This window comes from Spirosoma aureum, assembly GCF_011604685.1.
GTDB classification, from domain to species: Bacteria; Bacteroidota; Bacteroidia; order Cytophagales; family Spirosomataceae; genus Spirosoma; species Spirosoma aureum.
The window spans coordinates 5,208,917-5,233,556 of sequence record NZ_CP050063.1; the positions used below are offsets into that span (position 1 = coordinate 5,208,917).

The window sequence follows — 24,640 nt, forward strand, 5'->3', positions numbered from 1 at the left end:
AGGCAAATAGACCTCTTCATAACCATATGAAACCTCTCTTTTCGCTTTTCTTCCTGTTTAGTGCGGCAACCATACCTGTGTTAACCCAATCGGTCGATTCGGGCGTTTACGTCTGGGCCACATCTCCCATCAGTAAGAAGACTACCAGTAAGCAACGAACCCTTCTGGAAGGCACAACGACCGATTTCAAGCATATGAAGATCCACGCGACAACCTTACCGGCACATCAGGCACCGCACCCGGCTCACAAACACGACGATGAAGAACTGATCATCATTAAAGAAGGTAAACTGACCGTTACTATTGAAGGAAAAACCAAAACATTAGGCGCTGGCAGTGTCGCCCTGATGATGCCAGGAGACGAACACGGTTTCGAGAACAAAGGCGATACGCCCGTTACGTATTACGTGATGCGGTATGAATCGAAAGAACCGAAAGATCTTGAACGCGGCAAAAAAGCGGGTGGATCGTTCTGGGTCGATTGGGATGAAGTCGCGTTCAAACAACACGATAAAGGCGGCATCCGGCGTATGTTCGACCGGGCCACTGCCATGACCAAACGCTTCGAAATGCACGTCACGACTCTAAACCAAGGGTTATGGAGTCACCCGCCCCACACGCACCGGGCCGCTGAAATTCTGCTTATGACCGACAACTCAGCCCAGGAAAGTATTGATGGAAAGCTCTTTTCGGCCACCAAAGGCGACCTAATCTTTCTGGAATCCAATGTACCGCACGCCATCCAGAACACCAGTCAGGGTAGCTGTACTTATTTCGCGTTTCAGTTCGAGTGATTGGGTATTATTTTAGTACGATTCAATGATGGACTACGATCCTTTTCGGGTAACAGAACCTGTGTCTTTGAACATCCGTTACTACCTGACCTGACAAGCCAAGACAAGCTCTACAAAAAAGGTCGGGTAACAGTACACCATGGATCTACAACTCAACAACAAGATCGCGTTAGTAACCGGCTCAACTGCCGGTATCGGTCTGGCTACCGCGCGAAAACTCCTCGAAGAAGGTGCTCACGTAATCATTACCGGTCGTACCGAAGATCGTATTCAGTCGATTATTCAACAACTAAAGGGTCAGTTACCTGACGCCAATGTTCGCGGAGTAGCCGTTGATTTTTCGCAGAAAACAGCTATCGATAACCTTCTGAAGGAAGTTCCGGAGGTCGATATTCTGGTCAACAATGCGGGCATTTTCGAGCCAAAAGCCTTTGTCGATATTCCTGACGAAGACTGGTTCCGTTTTTTTGAAGTAAACGTGATGAGCGGTATACGGCTGGCGCGGCAGTATTTTCCGGCTATGCTGAGCAAAGGCTGGGGGCGAATTTTGTTCATCTCCAGCGAATCGGCGCTGCAAATTCCCGAAGAGATGATTCATTACGGAATGACCAAAACGGCTCAGTTAGCAGTAGCAAGAGGCCTGGCCGAATTAACGAAAGGCACAGCAGTGACGGTCAATTCGGTATTGCCTGGCCCGACAGCATCGGAGGGTGTTCAGGATTTCGTGGCTGATATGGCGAGGCACCAAAATAAAGACCGGGATCAGGTTGAACGGGAATTTTTCCAGACAGCCCGACCCACATCGCTACTTCAACGATTTTCCACTACAGATGAAGTTGCCAACATGATTGTGTATCTGAGCAGCCCACTTGCTTCTGCTACAAATGGCTCAGCCATTCGGGTTGATGGAGGCACAGTAAAAGCAATTGTCTAACCCGACTGCTCTACGCCTTAGTTATATCAATAAAATAGAAATTAATTTCTGAACCCTTATGAGTTACCGTTCATAAGGGTTTATTTTTTAATCCGTTCAACAAATACTCCAGTCCATTTAACCTGATTTCGTACATAGTTTGAAGCAGCATACCCAGTTTACCGGCCGGAAAGCCGTTCTGAGAAAACCATTCCAGATAAGAAACAGGTAACTCCCTGATTAGTCGACCCTTGAACTTACCAAAAGGCATCTGATAATGAATTAACTCCTTCAATATAGTGGGGTCGCCATGCGGTATCTCTTCTGCCATTAAGTAAGTAGCTGATTCATGCTTAAGAAGCAAGGTACCAAAATTGGCCTGAATTACCCAGTCAGCTGAATTACCCAACCAGCAAAGAAACAACTGAAAAGAAGTGAAGTTATTAGTAAAAGCTTGTGTTTTTCGTTGATGGACGACGCATGATCAGGCTATTTATCACTACACATTAATGATACGATCAGGAAGAATCCAGTTGCCTTTTGCGCTGGCGATGCTTCTGTTAATGACGCAATGCCAGCATATAAATACCGAACCTCCCAACACGCAAGGGTTTGATCAACCGATACCGCCCATGATTTCGTATCTGGCTGGCCCCATTACGTTTCAGCTACGTGAATTGCAGGACAAAATCAACCGCGAACTTGATCCGGTTCTGGTGGGTAAGGATTCGAAAGAGGGGAAAAAAGGGAGTGTATTGTCGTTTAGGGTAGAACGTTCAGGACCGGTACACATTCAGTATATCAATCAACAGATTTTACTTTCTGCTCCGCTGCAACTTTGGCTGACTAAACCATTCAGCTCTGATGATACGCCACCCAAGAAGCCATTTTGCGCCTTAAATGTCAACTTTCAAAGCCCCCTAAGTGTGACCCCAAACTGGCGGCTTTCCAGTAAGGTTAAATTTACCAATTACCAATGGATCACGGAACCAGAAATTCGGCTGCTGGGTAAAGAAATCTCGTTGACAAATTTTGCCCAGAAAATACTGGAAAAGCATCGAACATCGATCGAAAAAGCTATTGATTCGGCGGTTTATAAGGATTTACGGCTCGATAAAACGGTAAACCCAATCTGGCAGGATATTCAAAAACCCCTGTTGATCAACGAACAGTATGGTTTGTGGTTAATACCCAAGCCGGTCAGTGTTGCGGCCAGTCCTATCACGGGAAATACAAAAGCAATAACTACACATCTGCGCATTGCTTTTGAGACACAGACAGCTTTAAAACCCAAAGAACCCATTCGACCTAAAGTTCCGCTCCCTCAGTTACAGAAACGGGACACGGTAGCACAAACCTCTGATTTACACGTCATTAGTTTTATTCCATATGCAGATATCAATCGAATGTTGGCACGTACCTTCGCGAAGGAACCGCAAAAATTGGCACTTGGCATGCTGACGATCAAAAAGGTATCGGTGTATGGTGGGCAGCATGCCCTGCTTGTTAAAGCTGAAGTTAGTGGACTGATCGATGGAATTCTTTATCTGCGTGGCCGTCCGGCGTTTGATACGACAACAAATACACTGCATATTCAGAATCTGGACTTCGATAGTACAACGGACAATGCCCTCTCGAAAATCTCCAATTCGATTGTGCACGACGGGTTACGCAAGTTATTGGAAGGCATGCTGATTATTCCGCTTGGAGATCAGATCGCGCAGTTACCTAAGAAAATTAATGAGGCCTTTGAAAAAGGGCCGGGCAAAAAGATGGACATGGGCATTCAGTCCTTTGAGTTTGTTCCTCAGAAAATAGCCATCCTACCCGATGGTATTCAGGCGTTGATTCACGTTAAATCTAAAGTTGGCGTTCAGATTCAAAAATTGTAAGACCTTAAACTATGCTCATTCTAATCGGTGTCGTTGTGCTTCTAGCAGGTTGGTTGATCTGGCGAAACAGGCAACAGAAAAAACAGGACCTGGTACCTCTACCAACCAATTATCCGCAACTTTTGCAGGACTATGTTCCATATTATCGATCACTAAGCAACGATAAAAAGAAGCTGTTCGAAGATCGGATCAATCATTTTCTGCATCATATCCGAATCGAAGGTGTTGGAACAAACGTCGATGAAATTGATAAGGTACTGGTAGCCAGTAGTGCCATTATTCCAATTTTTGGTTTCAGCGATTGGTACTATCCATTAACCGATGTTCTGCTCTATGAAGATCGGTTTAATGAAGCCTACGAAACCTCGGGCGATGGACGGAATATTCTGGGAATGGTGGGCGAAGGCGGGGCCTTAAAAAGCGCAATGGTTCTCTCGAAACCGGCGCTCCATGAAGGATTTGCCAATGAAACCAGTAAAGGAAATACGGGCATTCATGAGTTTGTTCACCTTCTCGATAAAGTCGATGGGGCCACCGATGGCCTGCCGGAATACCTGCTCGAAAAAAGCCATATTAAACCCTGGCTTCAACTGATTCACAAGAGCATCGATGCCATTAAAGCTAACCATTCCGATATCAATCCATACGGCATAACCAATGAAGCCGAGTTTTTTGCCGTGGTTTCCGAGTATTTCTTCAAACGTCCCGACCTGCTTCACGAAAAACACCCGGAGCTTTTCGCCCGACTGGAGGAGATCTTTCATCAGAATCCGTCTGCACCCACTAAAGAGTTTACATTGTAAACGGTCGACTTTTAGATGAATAAATGGGTAGATGGCTCGCCCATAAGACTTCGTTCGATAGGCAATTCCTGTAAATCCCCAACAGTATAGGTTGCCGATTGTGCCCGTATTCCCTGAACCTCCAAATCTACTGTTTACTAAAATGAAACCTAGTATCCGAAAACCAATTGGCGTAATAAAATCTCTACTGATCACTATAGTTACACTTAGCATTCCTTTAAGCGCTGTAGCTCAGGTGGGCGTTGGAACGAAAGCACCCATAGGAGCTGAAGTTTTATTTGATGGGTCGCGCAAGATGCTCGACGAAAAGTGGACTTATTGGCAGGGACCCCGTTTAGCGGCAACATTACCCATCAAATGGGCTATTGAAAAAGATCCGGCGGGTAGCGGAACCGTCATGAATACCAATGATCCGGCAGCTGCGGGTGGTAAATACGGTGCTGCCGACATTGTAACAAAGCAAACCTTTCGCGATTTCCGGCTGCATGTGGAGTTTTACGTGAGCAAACCGGGTGGCAACAGTGGCGTGTATCTGCAAAACCGCTATGAGATCCAGGTATTTGATGGTGATACAACCTCCCATGGGTTAGGCGCTGTAATCAATGAATCTCCATCGCCCTACAAACTCTATACAGGTGCTGGAAAGTGGAATGCGTATGATATTGAATTTCGGGCTGCCCGTTTCAAAGATGGCAAACGCACAGAACCTGCCATGGTGACCTTGTATTTAAATGGCAAAAAAGCACACACCAATCAGACGATCAATCAAGTCTGGGGAGGACCAAACTCGGGAATTGATGGCGGCAACGATGGTGGTAAAGGCATTACTGACACGCCCGGAGGTCTGAAATTACAAGCCGAAGGCCACGATGTGCTTTACCGGAATATCTGGATTAAAGAACTGGATATAAAACAGGCAAATACGGATTTTTAATGCATTATACGGGTAGGAGCCCTTTACCGACGAACAGCTTTCAATCAGTCGTTTGCAACTTTACTAGCACTAAAGGCAGAAGACTTCTGCCCTATCCAGTCCATACCCGATAACTTGCCATCGACCATAGCGGTCACTTGTGGATGTCATCCTGCAACGAAACCTAGGCAGGCTGATTTACTAACTTATACGGCAGAAATTCATCGACCTGCTGACCGTAGCGATGCAGATCACGAATTATGCTCGAACTGATTGGCGCTAAATGGGGCGATGTGATGAGAAAAACGGTCTCTACTTCTTCGTAAACGTAGCGGTTAACCTGCGATATTCCGTTTTCATATTCAAAATCGGTTGTATTCCGCAACCCCCTCAACAGGAATGTTGCTCCTTCTTTACGAGCAACATTAGCCGTCAGATCATCGTAACTCATAACCCGAACAGCAGGGTAATGCCGAAACGCTTCCTCAATCAGGTGCATCATCTGTTCGAGGGGAAAATAGCGTTCCTTACGCGCGTTACGGCCAATACCGATAACAACTTCATCGAAAAGGCGTAGCCCCCGCAAAACAATATCTTCGTGGCCTTTGGTGAATGGATCAAAGGACCCAGGGAACAGAGCGATTCGTTTCATAAACGATAGATGATCGAAAAGGAAACCGGTAAATACGTCTAGTGGTTCCCTTCATTCAGTCAACAAAGAAAGTCCGTATAGACTTAAATAGCGATGTTCAAGCAGTTCTTCAAATTCATCAGCTAATGTCAGGCTTGATGGCGTATGACCAAATACCAGATTGGGCATAAATCGGCTTAATTCGGTATATGCTTCCGCAAAAGGCGTAATTTCTCCGTACAGGAAAATTGTAGTCTCTTCGGGATTCAGATTCTGTTCATCCAATACGTACAGTAAGTAATACGCCAGGTCCTGTACATTTTTATACCCGAATCGATTGCAATAGCATAGTTGATGCTCCCGGCGATAGATCACCGTAACGAACTCATCTTCGAAATATAGCCAGACATTTTGGGGCGACAGTAACAGTCGATCCAAATCGGCAGTAGCCTGAATTAGTGAGCCTGTCTGGTGAATAAATACGGACGGTTGTAATGGATAGGCTCCCGAAAAGAAATCAACAAGTTGATGCTCCAGGTTAAAGACTGACAGAAACCCTTCACTATCGTGCGTATATGATTTCGCAAATTCGTGGGCTGGTAATGCATTGCCCCGCATCATGGCCAGATAGCTACTGGCATATTCTTTTCGAAAGAGCGGTTTGGGTATAAGCGTAAATGATGACGAGTTAATCCCAATTCGAATTTCCTGCCAGGGGCCAGCCGACAGCACAGGATGGCTACGAAACACATCCGGTAACACTTCGGTAAGCGGGCGATCGGTCAGTAATGATGGAAATGTATAATCTTCAAGATAGCAACCCCGCCGACGTGCATCCTGAACCATAAACCGAAATCGGTCACGACCAACTTCCAGACATAACACTGATTTGGCCGTCCTCGCAGGATCGAACGAATTAGAACGGATAGTTACGGTTGGAGTGAGGGTCACAGTGATTTGCACGGATTCAGGGCAGCGGTTAATTGAGAATAAGGAAAGATAACAAAGTCACAAAAAATTAACATTTCATCTCCTTATCATGTCAAGTGATAACAAAATAGATTAAAATATTTAATAGTGCAAATACCCCCGCAACTGAAATACGTCTTCCAATGAACTGCAATATCGAAATAAAGCATGTATTTTTTCGGGTGACTGCTCCTTAATTTCATCAAAACCCATAAACCGAACCTCATCTATGAGCTGGTCATCAGGTCTCATTTCCGGATCTATACCTTTCCGGAGTGATCCGCCTATGCGCTGTACGGCAAAAAACAATTCGACAGCATGTAGTGGTGGCGCCACGAATTCATTCACAAAAAGCAATTCACCAATCGCAACATCCAGACCGGTTTCTTCAGCAAATTCACGAATCAACGCATTAGGTGCCGTTTCGCCAAACTCCACGCCCCCACCAGGCGGACTCCAGAACGTATTGGCTGGCCCAAGCCCCCGGTGCCGAACCATCAACAAACGGTTTCCCTCCCGAAATAAGCCGCAAACCCGCAGCCGCAATCGGTTGCCATAAATTGACACTACTTCTGTCTGGGGTTTACCCAACGTTCCCGAAGACGTATTATCCTCAGAGCGGTCGGGCAAATGTATGGATTGCGTCACGCTACAACAGATTTTGGGGACGCAAAGGTAGGAAATTTTGATGTATGATATAAGGCATTGCGTAACTGAAGTAATTATATACCTGTCACCTTATATCATACAGCATCTATCAATAGCTTCCCGTTATGTAACTCTCCAGCGAATCGATGCGCGTCTTCTGATCGCGGATGATCGCCGTTACAACGTCATTGATCGAAATTATACCAATCAGTTCACCTTTATCCATCACCGGCAGGTGGCGAATATGCCGATCCGACATAATGACCATACACTCCTCCAGCAGTTGCTCGGGTTCTATGGTAATTACGTGCTTGGTCATAACATCGGCAACCAGTGTATCATCAGAATGGCGATCTTTCAGGATAACTTTCCGGGCGTAATCGCGCTCGGAAAAAATACCCGTTAGCTTCCCATCATCAACGACCAATACGGCTCCGATGTTTTTATCGGCCATAAGTTTAAGCGCATCGAGAACTGTTTCACCAGACGAAACTGAGTAGAGCGCATTAACAGCTTTCCCTTGAAGAATGTGACGTATTTTCATGTGGCCGAAGGAGTTAGTGGTGGGGTGAAGATAGGAAAAAAGCCAGAACCTGGAAAGAGAGTAGGGATAAAGAAATAAATAATTGTAAAAAAAGTCTTTTTTCAGCGCGCTTTCGCTCAGTTACTCTCCTTTTTACTTTGCCTGTTTTTTCGTATATTAGAAGCATGAATGAAACCCAAACGGCTGCGCATTTATTGGCCAAACGCTTCCCTTATAAACCTACCATTGGGCAACAGCAATTTTTCGAACAGATCGGTGCGTTCATCGCTCAGGAAGAATTTGAACACTATCGGGACTGTTTTCTGCTACGCGGTTACGCCGGAACTGGTAAAACAACCCTTGTCGGAACACTCATTAAAGTACTGCCTCGTTTTGGCTATAAATCCGTGCTGCTGGCTCCTACGGGTCGGGCAGCAAAAGTCATGTTCAATTATGCCAAGAAACCTGCCCAGACAATTCACCGAAAAATTTATCGCCAGGTAGCCGATCCTGGTTCGGGCAATCTGGCTTTTCAACGGCAAAAAAATTACCACGAAGACACCCTATTTATTGTTGATGAGGCCTCCATGATCTCCGATGAGGCTGACTTCGGCGGTAAAGGATTACTGACTGATCTGATTGACTTTGTGTTCGAAAATCCTGGCAATAAACTGATGCTGGTTGGAGACACCGCCCAGCTTCCTCCCATTGGCCGGGAACTAAGCCCGGCGCTTGACCGGGGCTTTCTCGCCAGTGCATTCGATATGACCGTATATGAACAGGAATTGACCGAGGTGATGCGTCAGGAAGAAGAATCAGGAATTCTTTACAATGCAACCAGCCTGCGCATTTTACTTGGCGATACCGAGCCAACTCCCAAAGCGGTTGGATTTGATGCACTCCTGAACGACAATAGCCATTCTGTAAACACGGATGTGCCTGCCATTCAACTAAATGTGCGGTCATTCAGCGATATTTTTAAAATGCCACTCACGAAACTCGAAGATGGCATTCGGTATGCCTATGACAAATATGGCCGGGAGAATACAGCAATAATCTGTCGCTCCAACAAAACAGCGGTCCAGTACAATCAGTTTGTCCGCCGGATGATCGACCAGTGCGAAGAAGAACTCGACGCGGGCGATATGCTGATGATTGCCCGGAATAATTACACGGTGCTTGAAGAGGACTCACCTGCTGGTTTTCTGGCAAACGGTGAATTTGCCGAGGTGCTTAAAATCCGCAATAAAGAGGAAATGCATGGTTTCCGGTTCGCTACGGTTACCCTACGCCTGGTGGATTATGAAGAACAGCCTGATTTTGAGGCTAAAATTCTGCTCGATACCCTTCATTCACCCGTCCCTTCGCTCACATCGGAGCAGCATAAAGCGCTTTATGAAAGCGTAATGAAAGATTACTTTTATATCAAAAGCAAGAAAGAGCGAGCAGAGGCTGTCCGACGCGATCCTTATTTAAATGCCCTACAGGTGAAGTTTGCCTATGCGTTGACGTGTCATAAAGCACAGGGCGGCCAGTGGAGCGCCGTCTTTATCGATCAGGGTTTTTTGCCTGATGGTCAGGTTAACAATGAATTTGTTCGTTGGCTGTACACGGCGTTGACACGCGCCACGGACGAAGCATTTCTGATGAATTTCAATGCCCAGTTTTTTGGTTAAAACCCTGTGGCCTTAAATCAAGTTTACATTATTCGGTTAACCGCTTATAGCAAAACCTCTGCTAAGCTACCGGATCGGAGCAAAGTAAACTGAATAGTGTAAACAATTAACGTTCACGAGTTATGTCCATTGAATGGATCATGAGCGCCTGTATTGGCGTCGGTTTGGCCGCCTGCTGTGGTTTCAGGGTGTTTGTACCCTTACTGATTGCCAGTGTGGCCACCAAACTAGGGCTTATTGGCACCGTAACAGGCTTTGAATGGCTTAGTGGCTGGCCTGCGTTGATTGGTCTGTCGATGGCGACCATTTTTGAAATCGGGGCCTATTACATTCCCTGGCTCGACAACCTGCTCGACACGCTGGCGACACCCGCATCCATCATTGCTGGAACTTTGCTTAGTACGTCATTTCTGCACATCGATAATCCAGTGCTTCATTGGGGGCTTGGGCTAATGCTTGGCGGTAGTTCGGCGGGTATTGTACAGGCCGGTACGAGTTTACTCCGGCTCGGTTCGACAGCCGCAACGGGTGGTGTAGCCAACCCGGTCGTGGCTACGGGCGAAAATGTAGCCTCGTTTGGCTTATCGCTCTTTACTATTTTTCTGCCTCTGATTGCCGTTGTGATTATTGGCGTTGTCTTAATTTTCATCATTGGCCGATTGCTGGCCAAGCGGAAAATATGGTTCACACGCGCTCCTGCGAAACAGGCAGGCGGCTCCATTACGCAAATCCCCCGTAGTAGCAATGGCCGGGCTTAACCTGAACGATTGATCCAAAGCACACTGGCCCGAGCGGTGCTACGGCTACTTGTTATGTACAAGTTAGTCACCTTAAGTTGTGGCACAACTCTACGCGAAAGTTTACTTTTATTAAATGTATCTTAGTCTATATTATAAATCTTCTGTTGTTGGCTTTTAGTCTCCATAAGGTAAACTTCAGGTTTATTGATTTCCCAATGAACGCTGAAGTTTGGTGACAATGCGATATGAACAACGTTCTATGGCTACCTGGCTGGTTGCTTTTTTGCCTTATAGCCGTTCAAACGGCTTCAGCTTCTCATATAGCGGGGGGCAATATTGAATTTGTGGCTACTGACAAACCGAACCAGTTTCAGTTAAGTTTGAATTTGTATATCGATGAAGCCAGCAAAGGTGCCGACGCTGTTATCGAACCTACCATCATTGTATCGATATTTCGCAGCCAGGATAACCAGTTGATGGGTGATTATACACTAAAATTCGTTCGGCGACTGCTGCTGGTATATGCCAATCCGGCCTGTGCGCGAACACGTGGTCTCGAAACGTCCGAAGTTCGCTATTCTGCACAAATCCAATTAGAGGCTAGTCAGTTCAGTGACCCGGCAGGCTATTATGTGGTCTGGGAAAAATGTTGCCGGAATAAAAACGTCGTGAATATCAGAACTCCGGAAGCATCCGGCATGGTTTATTACCTGGCATTTTCTCCCCTGTTAAAAAACGGCACGCCATTCCGAAATTCGTCGCCCGTTTTCCTGACGCCAAATGCTGAATATATCTGTCTGAATAAGCCATTTTCGCTCGCTTTCCGGGCAACCGATGCAGATGGCGACGAATTACGCTACTCCCTGACAACACCTTACAACGACAACGTTTATAAACCCGCCGGTTTCAATAACTCGCCAAACTCGCCTGCTTATCGACTGCTCCGCTGGATGCCCGGCTACAGTGAGCAAACAGCGATTACCGGTAATCCTCCGCTTCGCATCGACCTAAGTTCAGGGGTTCTCACTGTGCAACCCGATCAGCTGGGTCTGTTTGCTTTTACGGTTTTATGTGAAGAATATCGCCAGGGGGTCAAGATCGGTGAGGTTCGGCGGGATCACCAGATTCTGGTTGTAGACTGCTCGGCTCAGGTTCCGCCGAAGCCGGCTGTGGCCGCTCTCGATCCTTCGGGTCAATCACCACTTGAGTTTTGCCAGGGCAGCGCCGTATTGCTCAAAACGGATACGGATACAAACTTCAATTATCAATGGCGACGCGACGGCTATAATCTGCCGGGTGAAACAAAATCAGTGTTAAGAGCCGTTGAACCGGGCGATTATTCGGTGATCAAGAGCTTTGCGATCATCTGCACCCGTGATTCGGCCTCCGAGGTTTTTCGTCTAACCCTTAAACTCTCTCCCCCAGCCACTATTCAAGCGCCCGATACCGTTCTTTGCCCTACCCGGCCCTTGGTTCTAACAGCCAATCAGCAAGCCGACTTTACATACCAATGGAGTGCTGGCCATCAGGAGATCGCAGGCGCAACGAATGGAACATATACAGTTAACCAGGCCGGGCAGTACCGATTGAAGATTTACAATAGAACCACGAATTGTATTTCCTATGATTCGATTCTGATAACCAATGGGCCACTCCAACAGGTTACACTGGCTACGAAGGCGGGAAAGATGCTTTGCGAAGGCAATGAACTCGTCGTTACAATTACTAATGACGGCACAACCCGCCTGCGTTATAACTGGCTCCGAAATAATATTTCTTTACCGAATTCGAGCCAATCCATACAGAACGCTACCCCTGGTGACTATGTTGTTACAGTAACCGACACAACCCAATGTGCCTTAACGTCTGCCAATGTGCATGTCAATCCGCGGCCACATCCAGTAATCGATTCACTACCACCGATCTGCGGGCAAACGGCCAGCGTATTGCCCTTATCGGCATCACCACCGGGTGGCACCTTCAGCGGACCAGGGGTAACTGTCGATCGTTTCGATCCAGCAAAAGCGGGCGTTGGTCAACACCTTGTCCATTATTCAGTCACTAACTCATACGGTTGCCTGGCCGATACGAGTCGTCTGATCACCGTGTTACGCCTTCCTATTATTGATCTGGGACCCGATCAGGAAGTAAGAGCTGGTGGATCAGTGCAGTTGGCTGGCCCTGTTGGTACTAATCTGACTTATTCCTGGGAAACTGCTGATTTTCAGCCGCTTTCAACGAATTCATCACTGACAGTCAGGCCAAAAAAAACGGCTGTTTACAAAGTAACTGTCTGGACAAATGGTGGTTGCCCCGTTTCCGATGAGATTCTGATCGAAATACTGCCGGGGCTATTTATTCCAACCGCCTTTAGCCCTAATGGCGACGGACTGAATGATAGCTGGGCTTTTAGCGGTATAGGCGCCTTTCCGGCCTGTAGTGTCCGGATTTATAATCGTTGGGGCGAACTTATCTTTCAGGCATCACCGTATCGACAACCCTGGGATGGTACCTATCGGGGTAATCCAGTTGGGCCGGGCCTATATACTTTTGTGGTACGTCCAGCACCTGATCAGCCTGAACAAACAGGCACCCTAACCGTATTAGCTGGCCAGTAACAGAAAATGGGCTCTCCTATCCAGAATAGCCCATTTCCACCTATATCTATCTAACTGGCAATGCTTACAATGTAGCTACTGTCCGACGAACAAATGCCGTTAGCTCTGCCCCTGTCAGCATGTTTTGCGAAAGTAACGCCAGATCATACACCTGCTTCACCAGTGCTTTCTGCGCATCCGCATCCGTTTCAGCCAGGATTTTACCAATCAGTGGATGGTTGGCATTCACAACCACATTGTAGCTCATGGGCAAGTTACCGTAAAAAGACTGCTCACCCGATAAAGCCGACATATCTTTCATCCGTCGCATAAACTCAGGCAGCGTAATGGTAACGGGCAACTCGTCGATAGGTTGCGCTTCTATGCTCACATTCAGCAGTTTATTGTCCAAAACCTGCTCGAAGGAGTCTTTAAGCTTTGTTTTATCATCTTCCGACAGAACGCTTTCGTTATTGATCCCTTTATCAATCAACTTGTCGAGCGTATCTGCATCAACCCGCTGGAAATGCACTTTTTCCAGCTTTTGCTCCAGTGCATTAATAAAGTGAGGATCAATGACATTGTCCATCAATACAACATCATAGCTTCGCCGACGTGCCGATTCAATGTACGCATCCTGATGCTTGCGATCTGTTGTGTACAGGAATACCAGCGTATCGTTTTTATCGGTCTGGTTCGCCTGAATTTTCTCGCGGTATTCATCCAGTGTGGCATACTCTCCTTCCGTGTTTTTGAGCAACACGAAGTTTTTAGCTTTTTCCCAGAACTTGTCGTCACTCAGGATACCGTATTTGATAAACAGCCCAATATCATCGAACTTCTCTTCAAACGCTTTCCGGTCGGCGTTGAATAAATCGTTCAGTTTATCGGCAACCTTACGCGTGATGTAGCCATTGATTTTCTTCACGTTGGCATCTGCCTGTAAGAAACTACGCGACACATTGAGCGGAATATCGGGAGAGTCGATTACCCCATGCAGCATCATCAGGAAGTCGGGCACTACATCTTTCACCTCATCCGTAATAAACACCTGCCTGCTGTAGAGTTGAATCTTCTCACGCTGAAAACGAAGTTCGTTTTTAATCCGGGGGAAGTACAGGATACCCGTCAGATTGAACGGATAATCAACATTCAGGTGTATCCAGAAAAGAGGTTCTTCACCCATTGGATACAATTCCCGGTAGAACGTTTTATAATCTTCGTCGGTCAGTTCTGAAGGTGATTTAGTCCAGATCGGGGTCGTGTTGTTCACTACCTTGCCATCGAACTCAACCGCTACTGGCAGGAACCGGGCATATTTATCCAGAATACTCTGTAGCCGCGCTTTATTCAGAAATTCTTCCGAGTCAGGTGCTACGTGCAGAATAACATCGGTACCCCGTTCAGCCCGTTCGGCAGGAGTCAGTTCAAACTCCGTCGAACCGTCGCAAATCCACCGGGCCGCTGAACTATCGCCCGTATCACGGTATGATTTGGTAACAATTTCAACCTTCTCGGCTACCATAAAAGCCGAGTAGAAACCTAAGCCAAAATGCCCGATAATCTGGCCTTTGTCGTCGGTTTTGTCTTTATATTTTTCCAGAAAATCGGAAGCTCCCGAAAAGGCAATCTGGTTGATGTATTTTTTGATTTCATCGGCGGTCATGCCGATACCATTGTCGCTGATAGTAATTGTTTTGGCCTCTTCATCGAGCGAAACGGTCACTTTCAGTTCGCCGAGTTCACCTCCAAACTCACCAAATGAAGCGAGCTGGCGTAATTTCTGAGTAGCATCTACTGCATTCGATACCAATTCACGAAGGAAAATCTCATGGTCGGAGTAGAGAAACTTCTTGATAATCGGGAAGATATTCTCGGTATGGATCGAAATCTGCCCTTTTTCATTCTGAACGGCTTCCATAGTGTCTTATTTAATACAATTATTGATTTACACGGGCGGCTTCAAATCTCGTTCCAGTACGGGTCCGGCTGACAGATTGACAGATTCTTTCCTCATATTGCACCCGCTATTACAACGTTTACTCGTCATTAATGGTCTTTACTCAAAACTATACTGATGAAAATACTCTTATTCATACTATTGGCCACTACACTAACCTGCCAGATGAAAACAGCAACGAACTTAGGTCCCGAACGGACAGAACCAGCGTTTATTTACGCAAATAACCTGGCAGTTGACGGCTGTGAAGAATTTGTGCGGCTCGACAAAGGCGATTCGTCATCGGTAGATGTGATGTACAAGCCGACAACAGCATCACTGCCAATTTTACAGAAGGCATTAAGTACTATTCCGATCAATGTGATTTCGTCCGAACGGGCCGTTACGATCCGATTTGCTGAAACAGGACAGCAGGTTGAATTACAATGTGGATGGGCAAGCCGTCCCAAAGTAGCCGAGATTGAGATATTATCAATCGCTAAACGATAGTTCGTTCCCCTGAACAGCTGTCGAAAATTGAGTGTTATGCCTGTGTATGACAACGCATTCTTACACAGACATCTCGCTTCCTGGTCTCGACAAGCTGCGACTGAACGCAAACACGGCGATTATCGACGTGCGCGACGAGTGGGAGTATGAGGAATTTAACATTGGCGGTTTAAATATTCCGCTGCCTGATATTCGAGCCCGCAAAGCAGAGTTATTGCCCTACGATACGCTGATTGTGATTTGTACGAACGGTGTCCGCAGCCGGGTGGCGGCCAAGGATTTTTTACGTCAACCCGAATTTCAGGACAAAAGAATCTATCACCTCCACGGTGGCATAATCGAAGCAGTAGACTAAGCCCCTAGGTCACGATCGTGAAGCCAGGCTTAGCCGCCTGCTTCTCAACGTGTGGCAATTGAATCTGCAGAATGTCATGTACATTCACCCGGATCAACTGACTTAATTGATTCAGAGGCAGGTCATTGCGTTCAAAGCCAAAGGGCTCCTCAATCTCTTCACCGATCATCTCCAGTCCGACCAGAACGTACGATGTAAGCACTACGGCAGGAATTGTCAGGTAACCATAAGCTGTGATGACCGTGAACGGCAGGACCCCCACATAAATCATGATGAACAGCTTGATGAACAAATTGTAGGAGAATGGAATCGGCGTGCTCTTAATTCGTTCGCAAATCCCGCATACATCCATCAGAGTAGTCAGGCGCTGGTTCAGGTTAATGTGTTGTGATTCAGAAAGACGCCCCTCCCGATACAGGATCTCGGTCCGTACCCAGAGTTGATTAGAAACTCCGGCCGGTTTATGATCAAAGTTTCTTAGATCACGCCGTTCGCCTTCTTCCACCATATCCAGTTCATCTACACCCGGCATATCGCGTAAATGATTTTTGAGGGCGAAGGGGAAGTTAGAAATGGCTTTGGCATAAAAAGCCCGGCTATCCATATCGCCTTCCGGCAAAACAGCATTAAAATAAATAGCCAGATTTCGACAGTTATTAACTAAGACACCCCATGCCTGACGGCCTTCATAGAATCGGTCGTAAGCGGTATTCGTTCGAAAAATCAACAATAAACTGAGCAGGATGCCCATCGCCTGTAAAAATGAGCTGGGCGTATCTTTCAGCCGAAAATCAATAAAATTTAGCTCGCCAACCGTCACTAAGGTTGCATAGATACCGACAACTACTAACCGACGTAGCAACGCAATGGCGGTGGGCCCTGTATGAAAATGCCAGATTGCGGGTAACCAGGCCTTTGTTTTATATATTATCATTCATCGAAAAGTAAGCAACGTCTAAAAACACTAGTAATCTATCTAACCAACTGTCTATTCAAATGGTTAGAACACCTTCATAAACACGCTTAGCCGGACCAATGAGGTGAATAGCCGTAAAACGACCATCACTCTCCGGGCTAAACGATACCCGCAGATTGCCACCAATGGTCTGAATAGATACCGGATCAGGCATAGTAAGCTGCTGGTGAGCCACCAGTGCAACCGCCGTTACGCCCGTACCGCATGAGTAGGTTTCATCCTCGACACCTCGTTCATAGGTCCTGACAAATACAGTGTGATCATCGATCACCTGCGCAAAATTTGCGTTCGTCCCGCCGGGCTGAAAGGTTGAACTATAGCGAATTGCACGGCCTTCGGCAACAACATCGAATGACTCCAGATCATCGATAAACTGAACGACGTGAGGAGAACCTGTATTCAGGAATGTCAATCCATCCCGATCGCCAATGCCCGTCACATTAGTCATTTTCAACGATATATCGTCACCAAGAACCACAGCCGTATGTTCGCCATCAACGGCCAGGAAACGCGTTTCACGTTCGAACAGACCCAGATCATGAGCAAAACGGACAATACAACGCCCTCCGTTGCCACACATACTCCCTTCCGCTCCGTCGGCATTGAAATAGACCATTTTGAAATCATAGTCCGGATCGTTCTGTAACAGGATCAATCCATCGGCCCCAATACCAAAACGCCGATGGCATAACCGCTCGACATACGCCTGATCAGTAGCCGGAAATTGACCATCTCTATCGTCTATTAAAATAAAATCGTTGCCGGTTCCCTGGTATTTAAAGAAGTTCATACACGGGTTGTAACAGGCTCCGGCTGCTCCAATTAAGTCTAGAGTCCCTTACACAACAGCCGGAGCCTGTTGTGATCATACAAAAAAAAGCCACCTATACAGGCAGCTTTTCCTAACGTTGTGGTTATTCAGAAGCGATTAAGCTGCAGCAACTGCTTTAGGCTTACGCTCTTTAAGACGTGCAGCCTTGCCCTGACGACCGCGCAGGAAGAACAACCGTGCACGACGTACTTTGCCAAGACGAACCACTTCAATTTTGTCGATATTTGGCGACAGGACCGGGAAAATCCGCTCAACACCAATACCATTCGATACCTTGCGGACAGTAAACGTCTCACCAGCGCTATTTGGATTCCGGCGCTGAAGCACCGTTCCCGTAAACACCTGGATACGCTCCTTATTTCCTTCGCGGATTTTGACGTGTACGTTCACCGTATCGCCCGCCCGGAACGTGGGCAAATCGGCGCGACGCTGCGCGTTGTCTGCCTCCACTAATTTGATTAACTCGCTCATGACTGTATATAAATCGCCAGATAAGTATTTGCGAAATGAGCCGCAAAGATAGCAAATTTCTCAGTAGTAGAAAATACTTTTGCGAAATTACCTCGCGTAAACGACGCCAAATCGATGAAAATCCTCAATGTTGACCAGATTCGTGCCCTCGATCAATCCACAATCCAGCATGAACCTATTGCTCCCATTAATCTCATGGAGCGCGCTGCGCTCGCTTTTGTAGACTGGTTCGCTGACCACTTCCCGGCTACAATGACGACTAAAATCTTCTGCGGGTTGGGCAATAATGGGGGCGATGGACTAGCCATCGCCCGGCTTTTACTGGAACGTGAGTATCCCATTGAAATTTACGTGGTGCGATATGCCCCCCGCGAATCTGATGACTTTATGCACAACCATCGGCGACTTAAGCTCGTTACGGAGAATGTGCGTTATATTGAGTTATCGCATGATATTCCGGCCATACGTCATAACGAAATTGTCATTGATGCCATTCTCGGGTCTGGTTTATCGCGTCCAACCGAGGGCATTGTCAAGAGCACGATCGAGGCCATCAATCGGGCACCGGCCACGGTTGTTGCAGTCGACATTGCAAGTGGTCTATATACCGATCAGCCCAATGCCCCGACTGATGTCATCATTGAACCTGACTATACGATTACGTTTCAGCTGCCAAAATTAGCGTTCGTACTCCCTAAAAACGGTCGTTATGTTGGTGATTGGCAAATTGTAGATATACAGCTTCATAAACGATACATCGATCTCGCTCCTACTCCTTATTATTTTACCCAGGCGCGGGATGCCCGTTTACTGCTGCATAAACGAGATCGTTTTTCGAATAAAGGCTCTTTTGGACACGCCCTGCTCTATGTAGGTAGTTATGGCAAGATTGGTGCGGCTGTATTAGCTGCTCGTGCCTGTTTACGGTCAGGAGTAGGCCTTTTGACGGTACAGGTGCCAGGCTGTGGTTATAACATTCTGCAAACGGCCGTTCCCGAAGCCATGTGCCTGCCAGATAAAAATCAGCAGGTTTTAACCGGCCAGAGCGAAGTCGAAAGTTCGGACCCTGCCGAATATACAACCGTGGGTATTGGCCCTGGAATAGGCAAGGCTCCCGAAACCCTGGTTATGTTACGGGAATTGCTACGAACGTTGAAGAAGCCCATTGTGGTCGATGCCGACGCGCTGAACTTATTGTCAGAAAATAGTAATCTTCTTGACAAATTACCCAGAAACAGCATTCTGACACCCCATCCTAAGGAGTTTGAGCGGCTTACAGAAAAATGGGACAATGATTATCAAAAACTGACTATCCTCCGTGAGTTTGCCAAGAAATACAAGGTCATTGTTGTTTTAAAGGGTGCCTATTCGGCCATAGCAACGCCCGACGGTGATATACACTTCAATTCAACGGGTAATCCCGGCTTAAGTACCGGCGGAACAGGCGATGTTCTGACCGGCATTCTGACCGCTCTGCTTGCACAGGGATACGACCCAATCGAAGCCGCTGTATTAGGGGTTTTTTCGCATGGACTGGCTGGTGATCGGGCCGCAGAGCAACGAGGTCCTATTGGAATGACGGCCTCTGACGTAGTCGATTCCTTACGATGGGACTGATTTCGTAGAAATGTAGTATCATTTTTGTAGAATAAATTCCACAACACTCAAAAAAGGTAACATAATCCCGTTTCGTAGTCACTACCGTTTGATAAACACGGTTTCAGAGGGTTTCTAGTAAATCAGGTAGTTATACGCATTGTTAAAAATCCGGGTTTCCGCTCTGTTCTGTCGACTAACACGGCCCCAAATTTGCATAGCGAATAACAGTTTACGACAAATACTTATGAAACCTACAGCACAGCGCGACTGGCGGGTAAGCCGCCCCTCGCGGAGGGCTAGAGTAGCCTTCGATCAAACCACCGTTTTAGGCGGCCTCACAGTTGCGTTGTTCGCCTATATCGTCTATCATTTTATCTACCCATTGATCTCAAAAGGATTACTGTGGTAAACGTATCGATCATAAAAAATCCCCGTCAGTCAAAAGCTAACGGGGATTTTTAGTTGTAACCAAGCTGAATTCGCCTGATTACGAAACAATCTAAAATCACTATTTCATGAATTGATAGGTTGCAAAAGCCGTTACATAGGCCAGCGCCATCATATAGACCAGTTGAACCATTGGCCATTTCCAGCTTTTGGTTTCGCGCTGGGTGGCAGCCAGCGTACTCATACACATCATCGCAAAAACGTAGAAAATCAATAACGACCAGGCCAGTGCTGGCGTATACATAGGACCACCCGTTTCAGGATTACGCTCCTGTAATAGACGTTCCCGAATAGTGACCCCTTCATCGTCACCAGTGCCAATGCTGTAGATTGTTGCCATTGTGCCAACAAATACCTCACGGGCAGCAAATGAACTGATCAGCGCAATACCAATTTTCCAGTCATAGCCCAGTGGTCGAATGACAGGCTCAATAAAATGGCCAAAATGTCCGGCATAGGAGGCTTCGAGCCGTTCGGATGCGACAAGGTTTTCTAACGCATCGGTAGCCAGCGTCGGATTTTGACGCCGGGTCTGATTTTCGGCCTGTTGCATGGAGTCGCCGGGACCATAGCTGGCAAGTACCCACAGAATAATCGAAATGGCCAGAATGACCCGTCCGGCTTCCCAGACAAACGACCGGACACTTTCCCAAACCGTCAGGCCAACGTGGTTCCAGCGCGGTAGTTTGAAGGTCGGGAGTTCCATAATAAAGAAACTACGTTCTTTACTGCGAAGAACCAGCTTCAGGGCATAAGCCGCCAACAGTGCGCTGAATAAGCCTAAAAGATAGAGTCCCATCAGGGCAAGTCCCTGTAGATTAAACAAGCCCAGAACGCGTCGACTCGGTACTACCAAGGCAATCAGGATCGTATAAATTGGAAGCCGGGCAGAACAGCTCATCAGGGGAGTTACCAGAATCGTTATGAGTCGATCCCGGCGGGTACCTATACTCCGTGTGGCCATAATGGCGGGCACCGCACAGGCCACGCCCGAAATTAACGGCACTACACTCCGTCCATTTAACCCGAACTTACGCATAATTCGGTCCATGATGACCATCACCCTCGACATGTATCCAGACTCTTCAAGCAGCGCAACCAACAGAAAGAGAAACGCGATTTGTGGGATAAATACCAGAATACCACCTACTCCGGCCAGTATTCCATCCGTAAGAAGATCAGTGAGTGGTCCAGCGGGCAGGCTTTCTTTTAATTGACCATTAAGCCAGGCTACACCTGCGTCAATCGCATCCATAAAGGGTTGTGCCCAGGCAAAAATGGCCTGAAAAATCAGCAGAAGTACGAACCCAAAAATCGCATATCCCCAGATCGGATGTAGTAAAATACGGTCAAGTTTCTGAGTCCAGGTCGATTGATTGGCCGGTCGTTGGTCCGTAACGGTTTCTGCAACAACGGTCGCAATACGTTTGTACCGGGTAATGGTCTCCCCTGCCTGAAACGTTGGTTCGCTAAACTGATATTTATCAATTATGGCATCAAGGCCAATCTGCTGCTGACGGTCCAGAAACGTAAAACCGTCATGCTGAATGATGTACTGTAGTGCCAGATAATTGTTTTCGAGTCGATACTGAGCTTTTGTATCGGCGATGAGTTCAGTGGCTTCTTCAGCTGGATCAAAAAATAACTTTCCCTGGCGTACTGGCTCATGCAGTTGACCAAGAACAGCTTTCTTAAGCTGATCAAGTCCCTCACCCGTTCGAGCATTGATACGAACAACGGGCACGCCCAACCGCATGGCAAGTCGTACGGCGTTGACTTCTTTAGCCTGCTTACGTGCCACATCAAGCATATTCAAAGCCAGAATAACCGGAACACCAAGGTCGGCAACCTGTGTAAAAAGTAATAGATTTCGGTGAAGATTAGAAGCATCGACCACCACTATTGCCACGTCGGGATAATCAGGATGGGCGGGGTTTGCCAGAATATCGGTAACGAGTTGTTCGTCTAATGATTTTGGATAGATCGAATAAACTCCCGGCAAATCAACAACGGTAGTAACGGTTCGGGAATCAATAGCCCAGGTTCCGGATTTTTTATCGACTGTAACGCCAGGAAAATTACCCGTCTTTTGGCGTAAACCGGTCAGTTGATTGAACAGTGACGATTTTCCGGCATTCGGATTACCAACAAGGGCGATTACGGGGGAACTCAACTGGTTATAATTTGTGGTTTATGGTCTGTGGTTGCGTACTAGAGCCAACCCACAAACAATAAACTAGTCAACAAAAATGGTAGCGGCTTCAGATTTGCGCATGGCCAGACAATAGCCCGACACATTCAAACAAATCGGATCGCCCAGTGGAGCCTTCCCGCTCAAACATATTTCTGCGCCTGGCAAACAGCCCATTTCGAGCAGTTTGAGCGACATTAACTGGTTATCAAACGATTGAATGGTGGCTCGTTCGCCAATTTTCAAATCAGCAACACTACGTTTGCTCATGGTGTCGGTGGCTAATCCCCTTTATTTAGATTCAGTTTAATTAACGCAAGATTACAACGTAAAGTTTTTGAATCCAAGGAGAGGAACAAAGAAATATTTTTTCCGTCAGTCGAACAAATCCCAGCCAAATCGTATGATTGTGGCCGTAATGATCAGTAGGAAAAACACGCGGATAAATTGATTCCCTTTCAGAATAGCCAAACGTGCACCCAGAAAAGCGCCGGATAAATTGGCCACAGCCATCGGGAATGCAACGGCATAGAGAATTTTACCCTCGCTCATAAAAAACAAGGTGCTGGCCAAATTTGTCGCGGCATTGACTAATTTGGCATGGGCACTGGCTTTGAGAAAATCGAAGCCGATAAGGGCGATAAATCCCAATACCAGAAAACTGCCGGTTCCTGGGCCAAAAAAGCCATCGTAGAAGCCAATGCCTGCACCCATTAGCCACATACGCAGGCGCTGCTGACGGGCAGAAACGTGCTGATGCACAACCTGACCAAACTCTTTTTTAGTCAGCGTGTATATAAATACGGTAATAAGAATAGCCAGCGCAAACGGTTTCATGAAGCTATTGGGCACTCGGGTTAGTGTCCAGGAACCCAACCACGACGCGCCAAATGCGATCGCCATCATGGGGCCAATAAATTTGCCAATAACGACTACCCGTCGGCTATATTGAAAGGCCCCCATCAGACTACCACACAAGGAAGGTATTTTCGTAGAGGCAATCAGTGTTGGAACGGGATATTGAGGCAGAGAAAAAAGAATTGCCGGCGTCTGAATCAAACCACCTCCACCAATGATCGCATCCACAAAACCGGAAAGAAATGAAAACCCACAGAGGGTTAGAATCGTCGAATAATCCATTACTAGTAATCAACCTTACAATAGATTGGCTTTAATGAAGCCAACAAGCAAACGGCCCTGCGAGGGAGCGAAAAGGAAGCCAGGAAATAACGACCCATTTCCTGTTCAGGATATCATACAAAACTGAGTCGGCAGGCCCACTACAAAGGTATATAGTAACTCAAGCCGTGTAAAAAAGTAGATTAGACACAGGCTCAGGTTTCGTTTACTATTCATCGTATACTGCTATTTCAGGTAACTAGCTGGCCTACAAGTATACGAATCGGGCTACGGCTTGTATGAACCGTTTCAGAATTGGGTTTATAATCCATTTGGTCGCGGAAAGAATATCAGAACGCAAAACTATTTCTTTTCCGCATCAGCATTGCACCGTAAATTTGCAGAATTAAAAGAACCAGCATGGCAGAATCAGTACGACAGTTGAGTGCGTTAATGCAGAAAGAGTTTCTGCTGGAGTGGCGGCAACGCTACGCGCTCAATGGGATGCTGCTTTACATTGTTGGGGCCGTGTTTGTCTGTTACCTGAGCTTCAACGCACGACGGGGCCAGTTGACGCCCATTGTCTGGAACACATTGTTTTGGATTATTCTGTTGTTTACAGCCATTAATGCCATTGCCAAAAGCTTTGTGCAGGAGCGAGCCGGGCGGCAATTATACTATTATATACTGGCCAGTCCGCAACAGATTATCATTTCGAAGATTCTTTACAATACCGCCTTAATGCTTGTATTGGCGTTCTTGGGCTTTAGCGTTTATGCGTTTGTATTAGGCAATCCGGTTAACGACGTACCGCTTTATCTGTTAACGCTCGTGCTGGGAGCCATCGGGTTTGCAGCTTCGCTTACACTGGTTTCCGGTATTGCCAGTAAGGCAGAAAATCCGGCAACACTGATGGCTGTCCTGAGTTTCCCGATCATATTGCCGTTGCTGCTGATGCTCCTGAAGATCTCGAAAAATGCGCTCGATGGTCTTGACCGCAGCACAAGCTGGGATGAAATTGGCACAGTGCTGGCCATTGATGCCATTGTACTGACCTTGTCATGGCTTCTGTTTCCGTTCTTATGGCGGAGTTAGTATAATG

25 protein-coding genes are annotated in these 24,640 nt (G+C 46.9%); 13 read left to right on the forward strand and 12 right to left on the reverse strand.

Annotated features, from left to right (window positions below; genetic code table 11):
- Window positions 1-26 precede the first annotated feature (26 nt).
- Both G8759_RS20785 and G8759_RS20790 read left to right on the forward strand, forming a co-directional pair.
- Complete coding sequence (locus G8759_RS20785) at window positions 27-794, forward strand: cupin domain-containing protein (RefSeq protein WP_167211832.1); 768 nt, start codon at window positions 27-29, stop codon at window positions 792-794.
- Between the two features lie 139 nt (window positions 795-933).
- Complete coding sequence (locus G8759_RS20790) at window positions 934-1,728, forward strand: SDR family NAD(P)-dependent oxidoreductase (RefSeq protein ID WP_167211836.1); 795 nt, start codon at window positions 934-936, stop codon at window positions 1,726-1,728.
- Window positions 1,729-1,798: 70 nt separating this feature from the next.
- Here G8759_RS20790 and G8759_RS20795 read toward each other — a convergent pair whose 3' ends face one another.
- Window positions 1,799-2,038 carry a DUF3820 family protein gene (locus G8759_RS20795; RefSeq protein WP_167211838.1) on the reverse strand — a complete coding sequence of 80 codons (240 nt, stop codon included), beginning with the start codon at window positions 2,036-2,038 and terminating at the stop codon, window positions 1,799-1,801.
- Between the two features lie 178 nt (window positions 2,039-2,216).
- On the opposite strand from G8759_RS20795, the gene G8759_RS20800 reads away from it, so the two are divergent.
- From G8759_RS20800 to G8759_RS20810, 3 genes are all read left to right on the forward strand, one after another.
- Window positions 2,217-3,599 carry a DUF4403 family protein gene (locus tag G8759_RS20800; protein WP_232073890.1) on the forward strand — a complete coding sequence of 461 codons (1,383 nt, stop codon included), beginning with the start codon at window positions 2,217-2,219 and terminating at the stop codon, window positions 3,597-3,599.
- Between the two features lie 11 nt (window positions 3,600-3,610).
- A complete protein-coding gene (locus G8759_RS20805) occupies window positions 3,611-4,402 on the forward strand; it encodes a M90 family metallopeptidase (RefSeq protein WP_167211842.1) in 792 nt (263 codons plus the stop codon).
- 142 nt (window positions 4,403-4,544) lie between these two features.
- Window positions 4,545-5,336 carry a 3-keto-disaccharide hydrolase gene (locus G8759_RS20810; protein ID WP_167211844.1) on the forward strand — a complete coding sequence of 264 codons (792 nt, stop codon included), beginning with the start codon at window positions 4,545-4,547 and terminating at the stop codon, window positions 5,334-5,336.
- 163 nt (window positions 5,337-5,499) lie between these two features.
- Here the strand turns inward: G8759_RS20810 and coaD are convergent, their stop codons facing one another.
- The 4 genes from coaD to G8759_RS20830 form a co-directional block, all read right to left on the reverse strand.
- Window positions 5,500-5,967 carry a pantetheine-phosphate adenylyltransferase gene (gene coaD / locus G8759_RS20815; protein ID WP_167211848.1) on the reverse strand — a complete coding sequence of 156 codons (468 nt, stop codon included), beginning with the start codon at window positions 5,965-5,967 and terminating at the stop codon, window positions 5,500-5,502.
- 51 nt (window positions 5,968-6,018) lie between these two features.
- On the reverse strand, window positions 6,019-6,909 hold the full coding sequence (locus G8759_RS20820) for a DUF3822 family protein (RefSeq protein WP_232073891.1): 891 nt from the start codon (window positions 6,907-6,909) through the stop codon (window positions 6,019-6,021).
- A gap of 108 nt (window positions 6,910-7,017) precedes the next feature.
- On the reverse strand, window positions 7,018-7,506 hold the full coding sequence (locus tag G8759_RS20825; protein ID WP_167219146.1) for an NUDIX domain-containing protein: 489 nt from the start codon (window positions 7,504-7,506) through the stop codon (window positions 7,018-7,020).
- A 166-nt stretch (window positions 7,507-7,672) separates the two neighbouring features.
- Window positions 7,673-8,107 (reverse strand): CBS domain-containing protein, encoded by a 435-nt coding sequence (locus G8759_RS20830; RefSeq protein WP_167211852.1) that lies wholly within the window; start codon window positions 8,105-8,107, stop codon window positions 7,673-7,675.
- A 164-nt stretch (window positions 8,108-8,271) separates the two neighbouring features.
- On the opposite strand from G8759_RS20830, the gene G8759_RS20835 reads away from it, so the two are divergent.
- From G8759_RS20835 to G8759_RS20845, 3 genes are all read left to right on the forward strand, one after another.
- A complete protein-coding gene (locus tag G8759_RS20835; RefSeq protein WP_167211855.1) occupies window positions 8,272-9,762 on the forward strand; it encodes an ATP-dependent DNA helicase in 1,491 nt (496 codons plus the stop codon).
- A gap of 122 nt (window positions 9,763-9,884) precedes the next feature.
- The gene (locus G8759_RS20840; protein WP_167211858.1) at window positions 9,885-10,520 is read left to right on the forward strand and encodes a DUF4126 domain-containing protein; all 636 of its coding nucleotides are present in this window, start codon (window positions 9,885-9,887) and stop codon (window positions 10,518-10,520) included.
- Window positions 10,521-10,747: 227 nt separating this feature from the next.
- Complete coding sequence (locus G8759_RS20845; protein WP_167211861.1) at window positions 10,748-13,120, forward strand: gliding motility-associated C-terminal domain-containing protein; 2,373 nt, start codon at window positions 10,748-10,750, stop codon at window positions 13,118-13,120.
- A gap of 64 nt (window positions 13,121-13,184) precedes the next feature.
- On the opposite strand, the gene htpG is transcribed toward G8759_RS20845, so the two are convergent.
- A complete protein-coding gene (htpG, locus tag G8759_RS20850; RefSeq protein ID WP_167211864.1) occupies window positions 13,185-15,020 on the reverse strand; it encodes a molecular chaperone HtpG in 1,836 nt (611 codons plus the stop codon).
- Between the two features lie 156 nt (window positions 15,021-15,176).
- On the opposite strand from htpG, the gene G8759_RS20855 reads away from it, so the two are divergent.
- Entirely contained in the window at window positions 15,177-15,548 is a 372-nt protein-coding gene (locus tag G8759_RS20855) for a hypothetical protein (protein ID WP_167211866.1), read from the forward strand.
- A gap of 46 nt (window positions 15,549-15,594) precedes the next feature.
- Window positions 15,595-15,903, forward strand: a complete 309-nt coding sequence (locus G8759_RS20860) for a rhodanese-like domain-containing protein (RefSeq protein WP_167211869.1) — start codon at window positions 15,595-15,597, stop codon at window positions 15,901-15,903.
- A 4-nt stretch (window positions 15,904-15,907) separates the two neighbouring features.
- Here G8759_RS20860 and G8759_RS20865 read toward each other — a convergent pair whose 3' ends face one another.
- From G8759_RS20865 to rplS, 3 genes are all read right to left on the reverse strand, one after another.
- Window positions 15,908-16,837 carry a bestrophin family protein gene (locus tag G8759_RS20865; protein WP_167211872.1) on the reverse strand — a complete coding sequence of 310 codons (930 nt, stop codon included), beginning with the start codon at window positions 16,835-16,837 and terminating at the stop codon, window positions 15,908-15,910.
- 58 nt (window positions 16,838-16,895) lie between these two features.
- Complete coding sequence (dapF, locus tag G8759_RS20870) at window positions 16,896-17,669, reverse strand: diaminopimelate epimerase (RefSeq protein WP_167211875.1); 774 nt, start codon at window positions 17,667-17,669, stop codon at window positions 16,896-16,898.
- Between the two features lie 138 nt (window positions 17,670-17,807).
- Entirely contained in the window at window positions 17,808-18,182 is a 375-nt protein-coding gene (rplS, locus tag G8759_RS20875; protein ID WP_162387239.1) for a 50S ribosomal protein L19, read from the reverse strand.
- Between the two features lie 114 nt (window positions 18,183-18,296).
- On the opposite strand from rplS, the gene G8759_RS20880 reads away from it, so the two are divergent.
- Together G8759_RS20880 and G8759_RS20885 are read left to right on the forward strand one after the other, a co-directional pair.
- Complete coding sequence (locus G8759_RS20880) at window positions 18,297-19,799, forward strand: NAD(P)H-hydrate dehydratase (protein ID WP_167211878.1); 1,503 nt, start codon at window positions 18,297-18,299, stop codon at window positions 19,797-19,799.
- 226 nt (window positions 19,800-20,025) lie between these two features.
- Window positions 20,026-20,190 (forward strand): hypothetical protein, encoded by a 165-nt coding sequence (locus G8759_RS20885; protein WP_167211881.1) that lies wholly within the window; start codon window positions 20,026-20,028, stop codon window positions 20,188-20,190.
- A gap of 99 nt (window positions 20,191-20,289) precedes the next feature.
- Here G8759_RS20885 and feoB read toward each other — a convergent pair whose 3' ends face one another.
- The 3 genes from feoB to G8759_RS20900 form a co-directional block, all read right to left on the reverse strand.
- Window positions 20,290-22,401, reverse strand: coding sequence for a ferrous iron transport protein B (gene feoB / locus G8759_RS20890; protein WP_167211884.1), 2,112 nt, complete (start codon window positions 22,399-22,401; stop codon window positions 20,290-20,292).
- A gap of 63 nt (window positions 22,402-22,464) precedes the next feature.
- Complete coding sequence (locus G8759_RS20895) at window positions 22,465-22,689, reverse strand: FeoA family protein (RefSeq protein ID WP_162387242.1); 225 nt, start codon at window positions 22,687-22,689, stop codon at window positions 22,465-22,467.
- Window positions 22,690-22,794: 105 nt separating this feature from the next.
- The gene (locus G8759_RS20900; protein WP_167211887.1) at window positions 22,795-23,559 is read right to left on the reverse strand and encodes a sulfite exporter TauE/SafE family protein; all 765 of its coding nucleotides are present in this window, start codon (window positions 23,557-23,559) and stop codon (window positions 22,795-22,797) included.
- 399 nt (window positions 23,560-23,958) lie between these two features.
- On the opposite strand from G8759_RS20900, the gene G8759_RS20905 reads away from it, so the two are divergent.
- Window positions 23,959-24,633 carry a heme exporter protein CcmB gene (locus G8759_RS20905; RefSeq protein WP_167211890.1) on the forward strand — a complete coding sequence of 225 codons (675 nt, stop codon included), beginning with the start codon at window positions 23,959-23,961 and terminating at the stop codon, window positions 24,631-24,633.
- The last annotated feature ends 7 nt before the right edge of the window (window positions 24,634-24,640 follow it).